Genomic DNA, 17258 nt, shown 5'->3' with positions numbered 1-17258 from the left:
TGAAAAAATCAGATGTAGGAATTATCTGACTTTTTATTAAGAAATAAGTAAAATTAAGAATATTTAGGTTTGGCTAAAAAATATTTAGGTTTGATATGTTAGATAGCAAACAATGTGAAGCCTTTCTTGCAGTAGCAGAAGCGGGAAGTTTTGATGCGGCAGGAGAGCATTTATATATTACGCCCTCGGCAGTATCCTTACGTGTGCAGGCTTTAGAAAAGTATTTAGGCCAAATTTTAATTATACGTGGTCGTCCATGTGTGCTTACACAAGCTGGGCAGACCTTATTGCAACATTTACGTCATACAAGATTAATGGAGCAAAACTTATTACAAGGTTTGATGGGTAAATCATCTGAATCAGAGTTCTATAAAATTGCTCTGGCTTCAAATGCAGATTCATTAGCTACTTGGCTTTTACCGAGCATTCAGCAAACCCTTTTTAAAGAAAAAATAGTCTTAGAACTAAAAATTGATGATCAATCTCATACTCATACTTTATTAGAAACTGGACAAGTCAACGCCTGTATCTCGGCAGAAGAGCAGGTCATGTCAGGCTGTTTAGCTCAACCGCTGGGGAAAATGCGTTATAAAATGTTGGCTTCGGCCGAATTTGCTGCCGACTGGTTTAAACATGGCGTAAACCGAGAAACTTTAAGAAATGCACCTGCAGTCATTTTTAACCATAAAGACCTTATGCATTCAGAGGTATTACTGAAATATTATGGATTGTCCTTGCAGAGTTATCCTTACAGTTTTATTCCTGCTACAGATGCCTTTGTAAAAGCGATTCAATTGGGTTTGGGATATGGCATGGTACCCGAGCTTCAGGTGCAATCTTTATTAACCAATGGAACTTTACTGGATGTTATACCCGAAGCTGAGCTCGACATCCCGTTATATTGGCACCATTGGAAAAGGCAGTCTAAACAGTTAGATGCACTGACAGAGACAATTGTACAGTCAGCAAAACACATATTGAGATAGCGTTTAGGTATTTTTAAAAGCCATAAAGTTTATTTCAGTTTTGAAGTTATTTTTATCTTTAATATTATTATGCAAAATTCTAGCATGGTGATGACACAGACTATTCGTCATCACCATGCTTAATTTTTTAACTAAGCTTGAGTTAATTCAAGCGCGCGTTGATAAGCGATTTTTTTCTTAATCCCTGTTAAATCGGCTGCAAGTTGAGACGCTGCTTTAACAGATAAATCTTGGAGTAAGCGTTTTAAAAGCTCATCTAATTTTTCTTGCTCTAGATCTGTTTTTGCAGCTGCACCACCCACAACCACTACAATTTCACCTTTTTCTTGGTTATGGTCATTTTCAATGAAGCTGACCAAATCTTTTAACGTCATTTTTTTGATGGTTTCAAAGGTTTTGGTAATTTCACGTGCAAACCCTACAGGACGGTCTTCACCAAATACTTGAGTCATATCTTTAACAGACTCTAAAATACGATGGGGTGCTTCATAGAAAATTAAGGTTTGGGTTTCGTTTTTAAGTTTTTCTAATTGAGAAATACGTTGCGAAGCTCGAGATGGCAAAAAGCCTTCAAAGCTAAAGCGATCACTCGGTAAACCTACAGCACTTAAGGCAGCGATGGCAGCACATGCACCCGGCACAGGAACGACTCTAATGCCATGCTCTTGAGCAGCACGAACTAATTTAAACCCTGGGTCACTAATGAGCGGTGTACCTGCATCACTAATTAAAGCAACGCTATCGCCGGCAAGTAGTTTTTGAACTAACTGCTCAATTTTATTGCTTTCATTGTGATCATGACATGCAGTAAGTTGAGTCGATATATTATAGTGTTTAAATAATTGTGCTGATTGGCGAGTATCTTCGGCAGCTACAATAGAAACTGATTTTAAAATATCAATTGCACGGAAAGTCATATCATCTAAGTGCCCGATTGGGGTGGCTACAACAAATAACTGAGCACTCATTTGGTTTTACTCCGTACAGATAAACAATTTTAATGGGGTAGTTTACCCGAAATTATGATTTGGGCGTGAACAATGTCTGCCAGCTTGAGCTTTTCGAAGGTGATCTGATTTTCATTTGTTCAATTCAGATTTGATAGGGCGGATGAATTTAAGAAAATAAGTTACGTATAAAGACATGTAGAGATGCTTTTTAATTGGGGAAAATAAAAATGTTATTAGCACAGCAATTGGGGAAGTGGGCAGAGCAAACGGCTTTGAACCTTTTACAAGCACAAAACTATGTGTGGGTCACAAGTAATTACCATTCACGCCGTGGCGAAGTTGATTTAATCGTCAAAAGAGGGCAAGAGTTAGTTTTTGTTGAAGTAAAAGCACGCACTATAGGAAATTATGGGCAGGCTTGTGAAATGGTAACATGGACAAAACAGAAGAAAATTATCAAAACTGCGATGCGTTTTTTACAGCGCTATCCATCTTATCAGGATTTTTATTGTCGTTTTGATGTGATTTGTTTTGATTTTCCACAGAAAATTGCAAAAACAGTACAGCATGACTTTTCAAAATTCCATTATGATCTGCAATGGATCGAAAATGCATTTACTTTGGATTAAGAGTTCATTACTCTTTTGAGCAAATTTAAGTCTGATGCTTTATGATCAAGCCAAGAAATTGATAGGAGTCTGGTGGAGTGTTAAAACGTATTGCTGTAACAATGCTTTGTGTCGCAAGTTTATCAGGTTGCGCAAGTTTTATTTCTGGTGGAACAGGCACAGCTCCAGTGGGCACAGATAGTGGTGTCCGTAGTCTAGGCCAAGTATTCATTGACTCTTCAATTAAACGTACAGCAAATATCAATATTTATAAACTTGATCAACGTTTCAAGCAGTCGCGTATTAATATCGAAAGCTTCCATAGTACAGTTTTATTAACTGGCCAAGTTCCAGACCCGTACTTAAAACAATTGGCAGAAGACAATCTTAAAGCCATGAGTGATGTGAAAGCTGTACATAACTATATTACGGTGGGTAACAAAGTCAGCTATAACACCATCATGCAAGATGCGGGTGTAACAGCAAATACGCGTGCCCTTTTAATGAAGGCGCCTGTAGTTTCTGATAGTAAGGTTCTGGTACATACCGAAGACGGCGTGCTTTATGTAATGGGACGTTTAAATACAGCTGAAATTAATGATTTAAATAGCGTCTTACAAAACGTCGGTAACGTCACCAAAATTGTCACTTTAATTGATAATATTGATTTGGCGCCTGCACCAGCAGCGAGTGCGGGTAGTACAACGACTACACCGATTATTAATAACGTCATTGCTCAGCCAACAGTTCAAACACCTGTTGCAATTGATCCTGACCAAACAGCTCCTGCTTCGACTGCACAGTAATATATGAATCTGATTGAACAACTGCAAAGCAAAATTGAACAGGCGCGAAGTCTTTATAAAGAGTTCCGCCTGTATGATTTGGGGAGTTTTGCTTTAAACCGTTTTACACCAAAAGATGGTTTTGAACAGGTTCCAAATATTCGTTATGGTCTAAAGCCTCGCCACCGTTTGGATATTTACCGATCTGTTAAAAAGCTAACTCATCAACCTCTCATTGTTTTTGTGCATGGGGGAGCTTGGCAGCATGGTAACAAACGAGATTATCTTTTTATTGGTGAGACATTTGCCAAAGAAGGTTATGACGTTGCTGTTATTAACTACCAGTTAGCACCTAAAAATATTTTCCCAAGTTTTGTTGATGACCTGACTCAGGCATTAAATTATTTGCATCAAAACCAAGGGAAACTAGAAATTTCTACAGAAAATATTGTACTTATGGGACACTCAGCAGGGGCATTTAATGTGATGTCTGCTGTTTATCACCCAAAACCAAACACTATTCAATGTTTGGGCAATATCAAAGCGATTTTTGGTTTGGCTGGCCCATATCATTTTGATTATAAGGGCGATCCGATGGCCGAAGATGCTTTTGACCAAAGTATTTCTTATCAAGAAGTGATGCCATACTATTTCGTCAATCAAAATAGTATTAAACATTACTTACTCATGGCTGAAAATGATCAGCTTGTCGGTAAAGAAAATACTTTAGATTTGGATCGCGCTTTAAGGCAAAGTGGAAATCACAGCCATATTGCCGTGATTCCTAAAACTGGCCATATTACAATTTTAGCTAGTCTTTCTAGTTTTATTAGTCATTATTTCAGAACTAAAAGAACTATTTTGCATTTTCTTGAGGAAGTGTTTTAAACGAGAGTATCGCTTAAAACACAACAGATTACCCAGCTTGGGTAATCTGCATAATCATTGAATGAGCAATACTACCTTTAAATGGAATTTCAGGTAATTGATCAATTTTGAAGAATTGTGCATCTGCAATTTCTTCTTCTTGCAGCTTAATTTCACCAGACTCATATTCTGCTCTAAACGCAACCATAAGGTTACTTGGGAAAGGCCAAGGTTGACTTGACATATATTGAACATTTTTGAGCCGTAGGCCTACTTCTTCAAAAGCTTCGCGTTGTACCGCTTCCTCTAGAGTTTCACCCACTTCAACAAAGCCTGCAATCAAACCATACATGTTGGTTTTATTGTGGACTGACTTTGCCAGCAAGATTTCATCATCCCCTCGAGTAATGACGGTAATAATGCACGGGTTTACACGAGGATATTGGTGATAGCGACAAGAAGGGCACACCATTGCATATTCAGTTGGATGAACTTCTGTCGGGTGTCCGCAGTGGCTACAAAACTTATGATTGCGTCGCCATTCAAGTAACTGAACAGCTCGGCTTGCTTGCAAAAACTGTTCTTTCGACCAACTTGTAATGAGTTGGCGAATTGGAACTAATTGTAAGCCTTCAGGGATAGGTTCCTCAGCAAGTAAGTCACGTGCAATGACCTGCTCATCATGAGTGAAAAGTAAATCACTTGCTAACTTTTCGACTTTGGGTAGTTGAAGGTTTTGATCAACCAGTAATTGTTGATGATGGAAAATATAAGCAAGTGATAATTCAGACATTAAGCTGCCTTTTTTTGAAGTTGTTGACTACTCGACAATGCTACATTAAACATGGATTGTAGAACAGGTTGTTTATTTTTTAAATTGTCAACCAACATGTCAAGGCCTGCTAATACGTTAAAAATACAGTGAATTTGGTTTGTATTAAAAGGCTGGTTTTGTTCAAGTTGCTGTTGAACAAATTGAGCAGTTTGAAGTAAAGCCTCTTGTTGAATGGTACTTCCGAGAAATTCTGCTGCACCCGCCAGCTCTTTTAATGAACCTGCAATTGCTTCAATATTTTGTGTAGGATCATTTGCATACAACGTAAGGCTCTGACAAATAAAATCAATTAAATTTTTTGTCTCTGTGAGTAAGGCTTGATGTGCCTCATCAAGGCGATCTAAAGAAATATTTGTATTGTTCACATTAAGCTGTAAACGACTAGATGTATATTGGCGTACCAAAATACCAATTGAGTTCATGGCCGACAAAATGCTGTCCATAAGCTGCTGAGCATAGTTTTCATTACTTAATATATTGAGCTGACTTAAACTGCTCGCTTGTTGAGAAAGTTCAGATGCAGCTTCATCAAGATTAAGCAGTTTAAATGTATAGGCTAATTGCAAAAGACTCGTTTGTAATTGCTGTGCTTTTTCAGGCGACATATTTTGATAGTTATATTCAATATCATTACGCACTTTGTTCATTTCGCTCAATATTAATTGGCTGACTGTGTGCATGGTGTCAAAGTCAGGCCCATAAAGATGGCGGCTTAAAACGAGTAATTGAGTATCTGTAGGTATTTCTTCACCGATATGGAGTTGGTTACGAATATGGTGAGCAATCTCATCTTCTTGAGCAATAACTATACTTAAAATATCTGCAAGTGCAGCCAAATCAGGCTTAAAAGTTTTAGGACTTGTTAAGAACTGACCAATATAACTTTCAATATTAATGAGTACACGTAGGCGTGAATCATTTAAAAGCAGGTTATCAATATGGCCGAAAGCATAATTCACGAGTTGCCAATATTGTTGGCTTGGCTGATGGTTTGCTAGGCTGACCAAATAGGTACCAATAAGTTTAAAAGCTTGAAAATTATGATTAGCTTCTGTCTTGTTTAAAATTTGATGTAGAGATAGCTTATAGAGTTGATGAATAAACTGAGTTTTTTCATTAATGAATACTTCTGGTAAGGGAAGTTCAAGAGAAGTATTTGCAATTAACGGAACAATTGCTTGTCCAGAAGATGTCAGTGGTTTATTTAAAGCTAATTCTAAATTGTTTAAAGTATTAAGAAGAAACTGAGGGACTTGTAATTCACGCAGACAGATAAAATCAATATATCGTTTTACCATGGTCGTGCCTTCACTCAGCGCAACCACATCATTGGTGTTAATTTGCGTTGGCTTGGCAATAATTTTTTGCATCAGCTCAGTTGAATATTGAGTGATTTTTGCAAGATAGGGGATATCAATTAAATGGAGGACTTGAGTGCATTGCTTAAATTGTTCTAATGCATCATCAATGCCAAAAGGGAGTGTTTGTTCCTCAATTAAAGTACTTACTGCGCCTTCAACCAGTTTTATTGAACGATCAATTTCATGTTTAATGATGAGTAAAGCTGTTGGATCGAAATGAATCGAAGTATGCTCAGACATAAACGTTCCCCTTTGCAAAAAAATCAATTGTTATATTCGTAGTGCTCGATAATTTGAGCTAAAAATCTATGTGACTAATATAACTTAACTTACAAAGGGGAAAAGCTAAAAATGCTAAAGAATCAAAAATTTATTTTGCAAAAAGGCAAGGTTCTCCATGTTTTTTCTCAAATTCTTTGACCCAAGTCTCATGTGTATTTAGCTCTTCTTCGGAAGGAAGAATAACGGGTAGTTCAATTTGAACTCTGGTTTTATTTGCTGTGTTCAGGCTATTTTCACTTTGAGATAAGGCATCTATATCAAAAGAAACCTGCCCACCTGTCATTGCCAAGTAAACATCTGAAAGAATTTCAGCATCGAGTAATGCACCGTGGAAAGTACGGTCACGTGCTGGAATTTCATAACGTCTTACAAGGGCGTCAAGCGAGTTTTTTTGTCCTGGATGCTTACTTTTTGCTAAGGCTAACGTATCTGTTACCTCACATACTTCAGAAAGCGCGGGAAGGCCTGCGCGTCTAAACTCCATATCAAGGAAGTTCATATCGAAGGTTGCGTTATGGGCAATAATCTCTGCGCCTTTTAGATAATCAAAAAGCGTATCGGCAATCTCTGCATAGAGCGGTTTATCTTTTAAGAAATTATCACTAATACCATGGATATTTTCTGAGTCGCCCACTGGTTTTTGCGGGTTAATATAAATATGAATCGAGCTACCGGTGAGTTTCCGGTTAATCATTTCAATGGCGCCCACTTCAATAATGCGGTCACCATCTTGAAAATAAAAACCAGTGGTTTCTGTATCAAGAATCAGTTGTCGAGGCCCTTGTAATTTTAGTTTGGCTTCGGTCACAACAACTTGAGGATGAATATTACTAATTGGTTGCTTACTTTCTGACTCAGTAGGTTCAACTTCAATAACTTTTTCGTCCACAATAATCATCTCAACTTCTTCAGGCTGTTCAAGATCAATATTATCTTCTTCGGTTACTTCTGCCATATCAAACCCAAAGGGGTCATCAAGTAACCAATCCTGTTCAGGCTTTTTTATATCTTGTAGGGCCGTCGCTTGAACTGTTTTTTTTTGCAGTGCAGTTTGATCAGCTCCGATATTTGCAAGCTCATCGGCCATTTCGTTGCCAGCATGTCCAGCATGGCCTTTAATCCAATGCCACTCAATATTTCGACCTGCACAGACAGCATCTAATTTTTGCCAAAGGTCAGGATTTTTTACATCCTTCCAGTTTTTCTTTTTCCAGCCATGAATCCATTCAGTAATCCCTTGCTTCACATAATTTGAATCTGTCCAGATAATTAAATGAGCATCGGTTGGGCAAAATGCAACGCCTTCAATCGCAGCAGTGAGCTCCATGCGGTTATTGGTTGTATCCGGTTCACCGCCAAATAATTTATGTTCACCCTGCTCGGTAATGACATATGCGCCCCAACCACCTAAACCCGGATTGCCGCGACATGCACCATCAACATACAGTGTGATTGTTTGAGACATAAATCGAAACCTAAACTAAAAGAAAAAGAACTGAATATGGTGTATTGTATACGCAAAAAGTTCGGTTCCATCGTAACAAAGCAAGGTTTTTTTAATTTCTTGTAACATTTCCATGCAAATGACATTAACTTATTGCCTTGTCTATCTTGCACGCTTTACTACAATGGCATCGAAGACCTAGGGTTTGTCGGCAGACCCCCAAAAAATATTACGCGAGTTGTTTGGAAGTTTTTATGTATAAACCAACCACATTTGTGTGGCAGCCATCTGCGGCATCATTGTTCAAAATTACCGTACTTAGCTCTGCTTTAGCTGCGTTGGGTATTACAACAGGCTGTTCATCGACTCCGCAATCTGCAAAAACCTCTAAATCGAAACAGGTCAGTGGTGCAGGTTATTTAGATGCAAGTAGTCTTGACTCTTTAGAAGACCTACTTTCAGCAACTGATATGCGTGCTGTAGAAGGTGATCGTCTGCTTATTTTAAAGCACGGTGATGTCTGGAAGCGTATGTCTGTTGGTTTCAAAATGGACTTGAATCATTGGGATTCACGTATTGAAGCTCAGCGTAGCTGGTTTATTTCTCGTCAGCCTTACCTCGATCGCTTGAGTGCTCGTGCCAGTCGTTATTTGTACCATACGGTGAAAGAAGCTGAGCGCCGTGGACTGCCAACTGAACTTGCGTTATTACCCGTAATTGAAAGTTCTTATGACCCAGCTGCAACAAGTAGTGCAGCAGCAGCAGGGCTATGGCAATTTATTCCAAGTACTGGTCGTATTTATGGCTTAAAGCAAACAGGTATGTATGATGGGCGCCGCGATGTGGTTGAGTCGACTCGTGCAGCTTATGAATTTTTAGGAAGCCTCTATAATCAATTCGGTTCTTGGGAACTTGCTTTGGCTGCCTATAATGCTGGCCCGGGACGTATTCAACAGGCGATTAACCGTAACCGAGCTGCGGGTTTACCAACTGACTATTGGTCACTAAAATTACCTCAAGAAACGATGAACTATGTTCCACGTTTCTTAGCTGTTGCTCAAATTATTAAAAATCCAAAAGCTTATGGTGTAGAACTACCGCCTATTGCAAATAGACCCCATTTCCGTGAAGTGACTTTATCTGCGCCTTTAACTTTAAATGAAATTGCTTCTGTAGCAGGATTAAGCCGTTCAGAACTTTATGCATTAAACCCGGGATATCGTGGTGAAGCAGTGGACCCTGCAAGTCCAATGCGTATTTTGCTTCCAGCAGATTTAAGTCCTTCAATTGATAATAAATTAAAAGGGAAAAAAACGGGTGGTGGCTCAGGTTGGTGGGCAAATGTAACTTCGCCGTCTACACCTACGGTTAGTCCTTCGACTACAGTAACAACAAAAACAACTCCTACAACGCAAGTTCAGCCAGTTAAACCGTCTTCACCTGTGAAGAATAGTTCAACGACTTCAAAATCTACACCACGTGGTTCAGATGCGTTGGCTGCCTTTGCCGCATCGGCAGATGTACCGAGTGCGCCGCGTATTCCTGTAGCTGTCACTAATGCAGCTAATATTAAGCAGCCTGTTAAAATGGAGCCACCAATTTCGGCTTCTGAACGTGAAAAGATTTTAGCTGCAGTTCGTGCTGAAGGCGCAAAAGAAACTGTAGATCAAGCTTTACAACCGCAAGCAACTCAAGCAGAGAAAGATCAAGTCGTTGCTGAATTAAAAGCAATTGCGCCGCAAGGAACTGAAATTGTCGATCCTTATGATGGCAAAATTAGGTTAACCGCAATTCAGACGAGCCAGTCAGTTGCAGAGCAACAAGGTAAAGAGGTAAGTAGAGGTTTTGCTTATCCAAAAACTTTAGCTGAAGATGCGACTGTAGCTAGCTCTGAAGATGGGCAACGTAATAAAGATAAGCCTTATATCAAAACTGATACTGATGTTGTAGTTGTACAGCCTAAAGGTAAGCGTAGTACTTATACAATTCAGCCAGGTGATACTTTAGCCGTGATTGCCATGAAAAATGGTGTGAACTGGCGTGATGTGGCTAAGTGGAACCAGATTGATCCAGAAAAGACTTTGTTTGTAGGAACTAGTCTTTATCTCTATGATGCGAAACCACAAGAAACTCAAAGTACTTCGAAAAGTACGGCTAAACCAGATGTATATGTAGTGGAGGCTAACGATAGCTTAAGTGGTGTTGCTAATCAGTTTGATTTGTCAGTCAAACAATTGGCTGAATATAACGATTTATCAGTGACCGATGGCCTATTTGTTGGGCAAAAGCTACAGTTGAAAGAGCCGAAGAATAGCCGCTCAAGTGCGAAAGCGGCTCAGGCAAATGCACGACGTATAGCAACTAAAAGCTATACTGTGAAGCGTGGTGAATACCTTAAATTGATTGCAGACCGTTATGCACTCTCTAATCAGGAGCTTGCTGAATTAACTCCAGGTTTAACTGCGGGCAGTAACTTGATGGTAGGCCAAAAAATTAATGTGCCTACACAAGATATTTCGGTAGATGAAGTTGCTGAAACTAAGACGTCTAATAAATCTGAGAAAGCGACGCTAAGTGTTTCTTATAAAACAGAAGGCTATAAAGTACAACGTGGTGATACTTTATCGAGTATTGCAACTAAATCAAAAATTAGCCTAGCCGAGTTAGCCGAGTTAAATAACTTAAAAACGAGTAGTTATGTACAGCTTGGGCAAACTTTAAAAGTGCCTGCTGGTCTAAGGGTACCGGAACAATACGTTGTACAGTCTGGGGACAGCCTAAATGCGATTGCGAGTAAATATAACTTGCAAACAGGCTATTTGGCTGACTTAAATGGTTTGTCTCGTAGTGCTGGTTTACGTGCTGGTCAACGTTTAAAACTCACAGGTACGGTTGAAGAAGCATCAAGTAAACCTTCTAAAAATACGAAAGAAGAAATACCAGAGACCTATACAGTCAAATCTGGTGATAGCTTAGGTAATATTGCTAACCGTCACCACTTGCAGTTGGACTACCTTGCCGCATTAAATGGTCTTTCGCGTAACAGTAGTGTTCGTGTAGGGCAACGTTTAAAGCTAACAGGTGATATGCCTACCGTTGAAACAGCAAAAGTTGATACTAAGTCGTCAACTAAAACAGTTGCGGCTGGTAAAAACACTGAAAGATATACTGTTAAATCTGGTGAGTCTTTAAATAGTATTGCGAGCCGTGCGGGTATTTCAGTGCGTGAACTTGCTGAAATGAATGCATTAAAAGCAAGTGCTAACTTACAACGTGGTCAAAATATTGTGATTCCAAAAACTGTTGTGGAATACAAAGTGAAGCGTGGTGATACGTTAATTGGTCTTGCTAGCAAATATGGTTTAGAAACCAATTTCTTGGCTGAGCTGAATGATTTGACACCTTCTACTCAGCTTCGCATTGGCGACGTCATTAAAGTACCTAATTTATAAAATAATTAGCAACTTATGCATAAATCATATTTTCAACTGAGCCTGCTAGTCGGGCTCAGTGTTGTTTCTCATGCTGTTTTTTCTGCACAGCAAACTACCTCATATATAGCGATTCATTCCAAGCCTAAATATTTAGGAATGATGGCTATGCCATATGCAAACCCTAATGCATCTAAAGGTGGCTTGTTAAGTCAGGCGGCTCAAGGAACTTTTGATAACCTCAATAGTATGAATGGTAAGGGGAATGCTACAGAAGGCGTTAATTATCTTTTTGATACTTTAATGACCCAATCGCTAGATGAGGTCGGGGTTTTATATCCTCTTTTGGCAGAGAAAGTTACTTATGATCCAGAAAAAACACAGTCTGTTACTTTTTATTTAAACCCTAAAGCGCGTTTTAGTAATGGACAGCCTGTTACAGCAGCAGATGTTAAATTTAGTTTTGATGCCTATCAGACTAAGTCAAATTTAGGTTTGCAGATGTACCTTGCCGATTTGGCAAAAACAGAAGTAATAAATGCCCATCAAGTAAAGTTTAGTTTTAAATCTACGCACAACCCTAAAATGCCATTCATTTTGGCAACCTTACCCATTTATTCAAAAGCAGATTGGCAAACAAGGGATTTTAGCCGAATTACTTTACAAGCGATTATTGGCTCGGGACCTTATGTGGTTGAACGAATTGATCCGGGTAGAAGCATTAGTTATAAAAGAAACCCAAATTATTGGGCAAAAGATTTGCCTATTAATAAAGGACGTTATAATTTTGACCGATTAAAATATGTTTATTATCGAAATTGGGATATTGCTTTTGAAGGATTTAAATCTGGTCAATACACCTTGCATGAAGAAACTAACCCTAAAAAATGGGTAACAGATTATCGTTTTCCAGCCGTAAAAGCAGGACTTGTTACTCAATATAAGTTTCGTCACCATAACCCGATTGCCACTGAAAGTTATGTTTTTAACACACGACGAAGACCTTTAAATGATATTCGTTTTAGACAAGCCTTAACTTACGCCTATGACTTTGAATGGCAAAATAAAGCTTTGTTTTATGGACAGTATCAGCGTCTTAAAAGTTATTTTGAAAATAGTGAATTAGCAGCAACGGGTCGACCTTCAAAAACTGAATTAGAGTTGTTAAAACCGTTATTGCCTAAGTTATCTCCAATAATGCAAAAGGGTGTCTTAGCAGATTGGAAATACCCAGTGTCGGATGCGAGTGGATTTAACCGTCAAAATTTATTAATTGCGCGGCAGCTGCTTATACAGGCTGGCTATAAAGTTACAGATGGACAGTTGTTGACGCCTGAAGGTAAAAAAGTTCAGCTTGAGTTTTTAATTCAACAAGATGGTAAACAACGAACATTAATGCCTTTTGTCCGTAACTTAAAAAAGTTAGGCATTGATGTTAATTTACGACAAGTCGACGCTCCGCAATATTTAGAACGTACTCGCCGCTATGACTTTGATATGACCACCATGAATCTGCCGCAATCTCTTAATCCGGGTAATGAACAAACTCAGTTTTGGGGGAGCAAGGCGGCAGCGCAGGATGGAAATTACAATTATGCGGGAATTCGCAATCCAGTAATTGATCAAGTTATTTCTAAACTCATTGCAAGTAAAAATCGTGAACAACAGATTATTTATACTCGTATTCTCGATCGATTGCTGAGGGCTGGTTATTATCAAATTCCGACCTATGGTAAAGGTGAAAACTGGTATGCTTATTGGAATATGTATCAACAGCCTAAAATTAAACCAGTACTTTCGTCTGGAATAGATTATTGGTGGAGTGATGCAAACAAAGCCAAAAAAGTTGCTAAATATTTACATCAACAATAAAAAGCACCTGCCATAAAGGAAATCCTGTTATATGGGTTCATATATTCTCAAGCGACTTCTTTTAATGATTCCCACATTGTTTGTCATTTTATTGATTAACTTTGTGGTTGTGCAAATTGCACCGGGTGGGCCAGTTGAGCAAGCAATACATCAGGCACAAAGTGATTTGGGAATTGGACGTGCCTTAAGTGCAGAGACTTATTATCAAGGTGCTCAAGGTTTAAGCCCTGAAATAGTTGAGCAAATTAAGGCGCAGTATGGCTTTGATCGTTCTGCTCCTGAGCGGTTTTTTCTCATGTTAAAAGGCTATTTAACTTTAGATTTTGGACAAAGTTTTTTTAAAGATAAACCAGTCGTGCAATTGCTGTGGGACAAAATGCCTGTTTCTATTTCGCTTGGGCTGGTAAGTACTTTTCTGATTTATTTAATTTCGATTCCGCTTGGTATAAAGAAGGCCAGACAGCAAGGTTCATGGTTTGATCGCTCAACTTCTTTAGTTCTTGTGGTGGGATATGCTGTACCCAGTTTTGTATTTGCCATTTTATTGATTGTTTTTTTTGCAGGCGGCTCTTATTTTCAATGGTTTCCATTACAAAATCTTGTTTCAGATAATTTTCATCAACTCAGTCTTTGGGGCAAAGTTACCGACTATTTATGGCATATGACTTTGCCACTTATTACGATGGTATTAGGTGGTTTTGCCAGTTTAACGTATTTAACTAAATATTCGTTTTTAGAAGAACTCAATAAACCCTACATTTTAGCTGCTTATGCAAAAGGATTAAATGGCCAGCAAGTTTTATATAAGCATGTATTTCGTAATGCTATTTTAGTCGTGCTCGCAGGGTTACCAGAAGTGCTAGCGGGTATTTTCTTTGTGGGTAACCTGTTTGTAGAAATTATTTTTCATTTAGATGGTGTCGGATTATTAGGCTTTGAAGCCATTGTCCAGCGGGACTATCCTGTTATTTTTGGCGTCTTATTTTTCTTTACTTTATTTAGTCTAATTTTACGTCTCATCTGTGATGTGCTGTACCAATGGATTGATCCTCGGGTTCACTTTGACGCACAAGGAGGCAAATAATGTCTTTGATTGTGCGGACACGGTTACAACGTTTTAGACAACATAAATTAGGTTGGGCCAGCTTTATTTTATTTAGTCTAATTTTGGTTTTGTCATTAGCTGCTGAGTTGATTGCTAACGATAAGCCTTTACTGGTGAAGTATGAAGATTCCTATTATTTACCCGTGTTTAAGACATATCCAGAAACGACGTTTGGTGGCGTGTTTGAAACAGAGGCTGATTATAAAGATCCAGCTGTGCAAGAACTTATTCATGCTCAAGGATGGGCAGTCTGGCCACTTATTAAATTTTCATATCAAACTCCCAATTTAGACTTGGCAGTTCCTGTACCGTCACCACCTACCAAGCAAAACTGGTTAGGAACTGATGATCAGGGAAGAGATGTTTTTGCCCGTATTCTTTATGGTTTAAGGGTATCTTTGCTTTTTGGTTTGGCCTTAACTTTTTGTTCTGCTTTATTTGGCATTACTGTGGGTGCCATTCAAGGTTACTATGGCGGTTGGGTAGATTTATTGGGACAACGTTTGGTTGAAGTCTGGAATGGCTTACCCATGCTATTTATGGTCATGATTTTGGTCAGCATGTTTGTACCCAATGTATATTGGCTATTTTTCATTATGTTATTTTTTGGCTGGACAGTTTTAGTGGGGATTGTCAGAGCAGAGTTTTTGAAAGCTCGTCAGCTTGATTATGTTCGTGCCGCTCAAGTGTTAGGAGTGACTGACCGCGTTATTATTTTTAAGCATATTTTGCCGAATGCAATCAGTTCGAGCTTGTCCCAATTACCATTTATTTTAACCACTAATATTAGCGCTTTAACTGCTCTTGATTTTTTAGGCTATGGCTTACCACCCGATGCAGCATCGTTAGGGGAGTTGTTGCTCCAAGGTAAAAATAATTTAGATGCACCATGGCTAGCGATTTCAGGTTTTTTTAGTTTGGCTATTGTTCTTTCACTTTTAATTTATATTGGGGAGGCTGCCCGTGATGCTTTTGACCCAAGAAAATAATTTAAATACAGCTCCAACGTTATTAAAAGTAGAACATCTTTCTATTCAAACGCTAGATCAAAAGATTTTGTTAGAAGACCTTAATTTGCAGCTTAGTGAAGGGGAAACACTGGCTATTGTTGGGGAAAGTGGCTCAGGTAAATCACTTAGCTGTTTAGCAATCATGGGGCTACTACAAGAGAAATTAGAAATAACAGGTCACGTTTGGATTGGTTCCCAAAATATGCTTGAGCTAGATGAAAAAGCTCAATCTAATGTGCGTGGTCGACAAATCGCCATGATTTTTCAAGAGCCTGCTACTGCGTTAAATCCGCTACATCGGGTTGAAAAAATTGTAGGGGAAAACCTTTTTTTATTAGGTTTGACTAAAAAGAATGTTCGACAACAAGTCATTGAGTTACTCACAGATGTTGGAATAAGTGAGTCAGAACAGATTTTAAAACGCTATCCGCATGAGCTTTCTGGTGGTCAAAGGCAACGTGTCATGATTGCCATGACATTGGCACTGCAACCCAAAATTTTAATTGCTGATGAGCCGACTACAGCACTTGATGTCATTTTACAGATCCAGATTTTAGAATTATTAAAATCTTTACAAGCAAAATATGGAATGGCACTTATTTTAATTAGCCATGACCTAAATTTGGTACGTCAATATGCCGATGAACTGGTTGTATTGCAAAGTGGGTGTGTTGTAGAGCAAGGTGAGCTTAGCCAGATTTTTGCAAATCCTAAAACCGCTTATACACAGCAATTATTAGAACATGATTTTGGCAATGCAGAACTTCTTGAAATAGAAAAGAATGTTTTGTCTGTTCAACAGCTTAGCGTGCAATTTCCAATTAGAAAAGGTATTTTTAATCGCGTTCAGGGCTATGTGACTGCAATAGAAGGTTTGAGCTTCGATCTTGCTCAAGGTGAATCACTTGGAGTCGTTGGGGAAAGTGGCGCTGGAAAGTCATCTTTGGCTCTGGCTTTAGTGCGGCTCATTAAAAGTGAAGGGCGGATTAATTTTTTAGGACAAGATTTGAATCAGTTGGCTCCCAAAGCTTTACGTTTGGCGAGATCTGATTTTCAACTTGTATTCCAAGATCCGTTTGGTAGTTTGAACCCTCGAATGACGGTTGGGCAGATTATTGCTGAAGGTTTAAAAGTAAAAGAAGTATTAAACAGTCAAATTCAAGAACAAGTTAAATCTGTTCTCAAGAAGGTTGAACTGCCTGAAGATTTTCAACATCGTTACCCACACGAACTCTCTGGAGGACAACGTCAACGGGTTGCTTTGGCAAGAGCTTTAGTCGTTCAACCGAAACTTTTAATTTTGGATGAGCCCACTTCTGCATTAGATCGAACCACGCAAAAAGCCATCATTAAACTTTTACGACAATTACAGAAAACTGAACATTTGAGCTATATCTTTATTAGTCATGATCTAAATATAGTCAAATCGTTGTGCCATAAAGTTATGGTGTTGCGCCGTGCACAAGTTGTTGAATATCAGGAAACAGAACTGTTGTTTTCTAAGCCTAAGACTGAATATACAAGACAATTAATTAAAGCAAGCTTTTAAAATAAAATATTAAATTATTGTTTTTAAATGGAATATTTTATTTATGCATTTTATGCAAAAAGTTGCATATTTTTATGTTTTTTGAAATTGACATATGCTATTGTCAGCTATCGATTATAACTTGACATGCCCTATAACTCGTCTAAATTAGAGCAATTGCTCTAAAAAACTAA

Annotated in this window: 13 protein-coding genes; 9 read left to right on the top strand and 4 right to left on the bottom strand. The window is 38.5% G+C overall.

Annotated features, from left to right (window positions below; all coding sequences use genetic code 11):
• The first annotated feature begins 95 nt into the window (after nt 1–95).
• On the top strand, nt 96–986 hold the full coding sequence (locus tag MSG66_RS15805) for a LysR family transcriptional regulator ArgP (RefSeq protein ID WP_324654580.1): 891 nt from the start codon (nt 96–98) through the stop codon (nt 984–986).
• Nucleotides 987–1117: 131 nt separating this feature from the next.
• Here MSG66_RS15805 and rsmI read toward each other — a convergent pair whose 3' ends face one another.
• Nucleotides 1118–1954, bottom strand: a complete 837-nt coding sequence (gene rsmI / locus MSG66_RS15800) for a 16S rRNA (cytidine(1402)-2'-O)-methyltransferase (protein WP_324654579.1) — start codon at nt 1952–1954, stop codon at nt 1118–1120.
• 209 nt (nt 1955–2163) lie between these two features.
• Here rsmI and MSG66_RS15795 point away from each other — a divergent pair, with 209 nt between their 5' ends.
• From MSG66_RS15795 to MSG66_RS15785, 3 genes are all read left to right on the top strand, one after another.
• Nucleotides 2164–2565, top strand: coding sequence for a YraN family protein (locus MSG66_RS15795; RefSeq protein WP_003652834.1), 402 nt, complete (start codon nt 2164–2166; stop codon nt 2563–2565).
• 77 nt (nt 2566–2642) lie between these two features.
• Nucleotides 2643–3350 (top strand): BON domain-containing protein, encoded by a 708-nt coding sequence (locus tag MSG66_RS15790; protein WP_042898263.1) that lies wholly within the window; start codon nt 2643–2645, stop codon nt 3348–3350.
• Nucleotides 3351–3353: 3 nt separating this feature from the next.
• Nucleotides 3354–4217, top strand: coding sequence for an alpha/beta hydrolase (locus MSG66_RS15785; RefSeq protein ID WP_042898264.1), 864 nt, complete (start codon nt 3354–3356; stop codon nt 4215–4217).
• Nucleotides 4218–4245: 28 nt separating this feature from the next.
• On the opposite strand, the gene nudC is transcribed toward MSG66_RS15785, so the two are convergent.
• The 3 genes from nudC to dnaQ form a co-directional block, all read right to left on the bottom strand.
• Nucleotides 4246–4989, bottom strand: coding sequence for an NAD(+) diphosphatase (gene nudC, locus MSG66_RS15780; RefSeq protein ID WP_005303431.1), 744 nt, complete (start codon nt 4987–4989; stop codon nt 4246–4248).
• Complete coding sequence (locus MSG66_RS15775) at nt 4989–6632, bottom strand: chemotaxis protein (RefSeq protein ID WP_324654578.1); 1644 nt, start codon at nt 6630–6632, stop codon at nt 4989–4991. Before MSG66_RS15775 ends, nudC begins: the two co-directional genes overlap by 1 nt.
• Before the next feature lie 130 nt (nt 6633–6762).
• Nucleotides 6763–8139, bottom strand: coding sequence for a DNA polymerase III subunit epsilon (gene dnaQ / locus MSG66_RS15770; protein WP_324654577.1), 1377 nt, complete (start codon nt 8137–8139; stop codon nt 6763–6765).
• Nucleotides 8140–8372: 233 nt separating this feature from the next.
• On the opposite strand from dnaQ, the gene MSG66_RS15765 reads away from it, so the two are divergent.
• Genes MSG66_RS15765 through MSG66_RS15745 form a run of 5 tightly spaced genes read left to right on the top strand, consistent with a single transcriptional unit; the run spans nt 8373 to nt 17085 of the window.
• Nucleotides 8373–11570 carry a lytic transglycosylase gene (locus MSG66_RS15765; protein ID WP_324654576.1) on the top strand — a complete coding sequence of 1066 codons (3198 nt, stop codon included), beginning with the start codon at nt 8373–8375 and terminating at the stop codon, nt 11568–11570.
• A 15-nt stretch (nt 11571–11585) separates the two neighbouring features.
• The gene (locus MSG66_RS15760) at nt 11586–13421 is read left to right on the top strand and encodes an extracellular solute-binding protein (protein WP_324654575.1); all 1836 of its coding nucleotides are present in this window, start codon (nt 11586–11588) and stop codon (nt 13419–13421) included.
• Between the two features lie 31 nt (nt 13422–13452).
• Nucleotides 13453–14505 carry a microcin C ABC transporter permease YejB gene (locus MSG66_RS15755; RefSeq protein WP_324654574.1) on the top strand — a complete coding sequence of 351 codons (1053 nt, stop codon included), beginning with the start codon at nt 13453–13455 and terminating at the stop codon, nt 14503–14505.
• A complete protein-coding gene (locus MSG66_RS15750) occupies nt 14505–15515 on the top strand; it encodes an ABC transporter permease (RefSeq protein WP_324654573.1) in 1011 nt (336 codons plus the stop codon). The genes MSG66_RS15755 and MSG66_RS15750 overlap by 1 nt, the downstream gene beginning before the upstream one ends.
• Entirely contained in the window at nt 15490–17085 is a 1596-nt protein-coding gene (locus MSG66_RS15745; protein WP_324654572.1) for a dipeptide ABC transporter ATP-binding protein, read from the top strand. Before MSG66_RS15750 ends, MSG66_RS15745 begins: the two co-directional genes overlap by 26 nt.
• Nucleotides 17086–17258 lie beyond the last annotated feature (173 nt).

This window comes from Acinetobacter sp. IK31 (assembly GCF_035615195.1).
GTDB classification, from domain to species: domain Bacteria; phylum Pseudomonadota; class Gammaproteobacteria; order Pseudomonadales; family Moraxellaceae; genus Acinetobacter; species Acinetobacter calcoaceticus_C.
The sequence above is the reverse complement of the archived record's forward strand: the minus strand, read 5'-3'. Positions and strand labels throughout refer to the sequence as shown.

What these genes read in the sequence shown, in the direction of transcription:
- MSG66_RS15805 (WP_324654580.1), top strand. Translation starts at nt 96, where the DNA reads ATGTTAGATAGCAAACAATGTGAAGCCTTTCTTGCAGTAGCAGAAGCG.
- rsmI (WP_324654579.1), bottom strand. Translation starts at nt 1,954, where the DNA reads ATGAGTGCTCAGTTATTTGTTGTAGCCACCCCAATCGGGCACTTAGAT.
- MSG66_RS15795 (WP_003652834.1), top strand. Translation starts at nt 2,164, where the DNA reads ATGTTATTAGCACAGCAATTGGGGAAGTGGGCAGAGCAAACGGCTTTG.
- MSG66_RS15785 (WP_042898264.1), top strand. Translation starts at nt 3,354, where the DNA reads ATGAATCTGATTGAACAACTGCAAAGCAAAATTGAACAGGCGCGAAGT.
- nudC (WP_005303431.1), bottom strand. Translation starts at nt 4,989, where the DNA reads ATGTCTGAATTATCACTTGCTTATATTTTCCATCATCAACAATTACTG.
- MSG66_RS15775 (WP_324654578.1), bottom strand. Translation starts at nt 6,632, where the DNA reads ATGTCTGAGCATACTTCGATTCATTTCGATCCAACAGCTTTACTCATC.
- dnaQ (WP_324654577.1), bottom strand. Translation starts at nt 8,139, where the DNA reads ATGTCTCAAACAATCACACTGTATGTTGATGGTGCATGTCGCGGCAAT.
- MSG66_RS15765 (WP_324654576.1), top strand. Translation starts at nt 8,373, where the DNA reads ATGTATAAACCAACCACATTTGTGTGGCAGCCATCTGCGGCATCATTG.
- MSG66_RS15760 (WP_324654575.1), top strand. Translation starts at nt 11,586, where the DNA reads ATGCATAAATCATATTTTCAACTGAGCCTGCTAGTCGGGCTCAGTGTT.
- MSG66_RS15755 (WP_324654574.1), top strand. Translation starts at nt 13,453, where the DNA reads ATGGGTTCATATATTCTCAAGCGACTTCTTTTAATGATTCCCACATTG.
- MSG66_RS15750 (WP_324654573.1), top strand. Translation starts at nt 14,505, where the DNA reads ATGTCTTTGATTGTGCGGACACGGTTACAACGTTTTAGACAACATAAA.